The organism is Psychrosphaera sp. B3R10 (assembly GCF_018861025.1).
GTDB lineage: Bacteria > Pseudomonadota > Gammaproteobacteria > Enterobacterales > Alteromonadaceae > Psychrosphaera > Psychrosphaera algicola.
This window is the reverse complement of record NZ_JAHKQH010000039.1, coordinates 1-2,249: the sequence shown is the minus strand read 5'-3', so window position 1 is coordinate 2,249 and position 2,249 is coordinate 1. Positions and strand designations below refer to the sequence as shown.

2 protein-coding genes are annotated in these 2,249 nt (G+C 40.0%); both read right to left on the bottom strand.

Annotated elements, in window-relative coordinates:
• Positions 1-18: 18 nt before the first annotated feature.
• Complete coding sequence (locus KO525_RS13780; protein WP_252736687.1) at positions 19-351, bottom strand: hypothetical protein; 333 nt, start codon at positions 349-351, stop codon at positions 19-21.
• Between the two features lie 1,129 nt (positions 352-1,480).
• Positions 1,481-2,249, bottom strand: a 769-nt coding sequence (locus KO525_RS13775) for a transposase (protein ID WP_215964411.1), incomplete at its 5' end; no start/stop codon positions are given.

Here is a 2,249-nt window from a genome sequence, read left to right as displayed (position 1 = left end):
CCACCTCAGGGCGTGTTGTTATGTGGGATATACATCATTGCTCAACTCGCCTTCAATTGCTTTTACCGCTTCTAACTTACCACCACTACCATGATATGTTTCAGCGTGTAGGTTGAATATTTGGTTGCACGATGAACATGAGAAATAGTTATTTACGAAATCACTCCAACCTTTACCTGAAGCAATTCGTTTAAAAGGATCACCATATGAACCAGCCCCTAAATATTTTAGAGTTCCGTCTTCGATTTTTAGCTTAGCCAGTAAGATTGCTTCTGTAAGATCTCTAGGAACTTTAATAACCTTTTTTATACTCTGACACTTATCGCAACTCATACCCTTCCTTGACCACATAACGCCTCAATAAGAGGCTGAGTTAAGCTTGGCTAAAATCCGTGAGGTACGAACGCGAGCCAAGCTTGACGCGTCCGACTTTATTGACTTGTTATGTGACTTTAACAATTAATACGCCAAACCTTGTATCTAGATACTTATCAAGTATATGGACAACAACAATAAATGAAATAGACAACAAACCTATATACCCAAACATTCCGATTGCAGCACTGAAAATTACCACCGAAAGTAATTGAAGAAAAACAGAAAGGTATTGAATCCAACTTGGGCTAGTTTTAATTTTTGAATTACAGCTACAATTTGGGCAAGTATAGCCTAGTTGTGCTGACTTGAGGTAGCGCGCCCATGTCACGGAAATTAATTCGTTGCAATTTGGACAATTAAGGCCTGACACTCCATACACTCCAGAAAAAGTCACATAACGCTTCAATAAGAGGCGAAGTTAAGCTTGGCTATAATCCGTGAGGAACGAACGCGAGCCAAGCTTGACGCGTCCGACTTTATTGACTTGTTAACGTAGGCCTAACACCACACTCCGAAAATCAAATTACCCCGATTGTCCAAACAACACTGAACCCATTTACGATATATCTAGTTTTAACCACTATTACATTAATGGGTAATCAATCAGAATTGCAGTTTTAAACAGAACAAAACTTTTAAAACCACGGTAGCTTACAACCCACTAAAACGTCAATTAACACTAAACTTAGCTATCCGTTGGTTTGTTGTAAATACAGCGGCAAAAGTAACATGTTGCAAACTTGAACCGACAACACCCACATAAGTAATCCGCAATCGGCCAGGTTTAACTCAAAACAAAACACCAAAGGTTCAAATTTATAACTTTGATATTTATGGCCTAGTTAACGCTAAGATAACGAGCAAAGATCTCTGCAAATTTTTTATTCACAACATTAAGATCTTTGTCTCTGTTTATCGCCTTGTTGGACTGCCTCATCGCACTGTGGAAAACCAACGTACTTTTCGACTGACCAACGCCTAAACTAAACAGAATAATAACCATACTACCGCGTAATCTCCAATGTTATTTATGACCGCAACCTGAACGTCGCCCGCACTTAATCGCTCCGCACCTAAGTGCAGAGTTTTTCTAGTCGAGCTGTTAATGCAAATTTGGCGCAAGCGCTATTCGCTCCTTATTACCGCATTCCGGGCAACTTAAATTAACACCCAGCTTATTCATTATTAATTGCCAAGTAGGTATTGTCGCTTCAATAAATGGTGTTTGATTGTTGAGTTTTCTCGCTACATTTAGCTTATCCGAAATTGATGGATGATAAAGTCCGTAATATCTTACCGTTTGTTTGCCCTTTAACGGCAGGTGCTTGAGTACTATTTGGCTCAACTGAGTAACGGGATATTGTTTTCGTTCTGTCTTTTTCGTTTGATGGGATTTGTACTTAAAGGTGACGATGTTGTTTTTTACGCCCATTATTTGGCTATTTTTTATCGGTCCACCTCGCATATACCGAGAGATATATTTTGCAACGCCAAGTGCATGTTCGTATGGCTTGCAGGCATAAACCTGCCAGTCAATCCGACCTATTTTATTGCATAAATTTTTGATTTGTACGCTTTGTGTGTCAGGAGGAAATATCAAGTCTCCGTCAGCTAACGCTTCTTTAACCGCCGATAAAAATTTGCCTCGAAATAGGCGACGCATCACTTTGACGGGAAACATAACAGTACGTTTCGGTTTTACCCAGTCACCTGCGCCATTTAATCCTCCATTCGTAATGAGACAGTGAATATGAGGATGCTCACTTAAACTTCTCCCCCAAGTGTGTAACGCCAACAAATATCCTGGTTGCGCATTTAGGTGACCCTTCGCGCCGCTTAACTGTTTTATTGTTTTAGATACAGCCCGATAC

What these genes read in the sequence shown, in the direction of transcription:
- KO525_RS13780 (WP_252736687.1), bottom strand. Translation starts at nt 351, where the DNA reads ATGTGGTCAAGGAAGGGTATGAGTTGCGATAAGTGTCAGAGTATAAAA.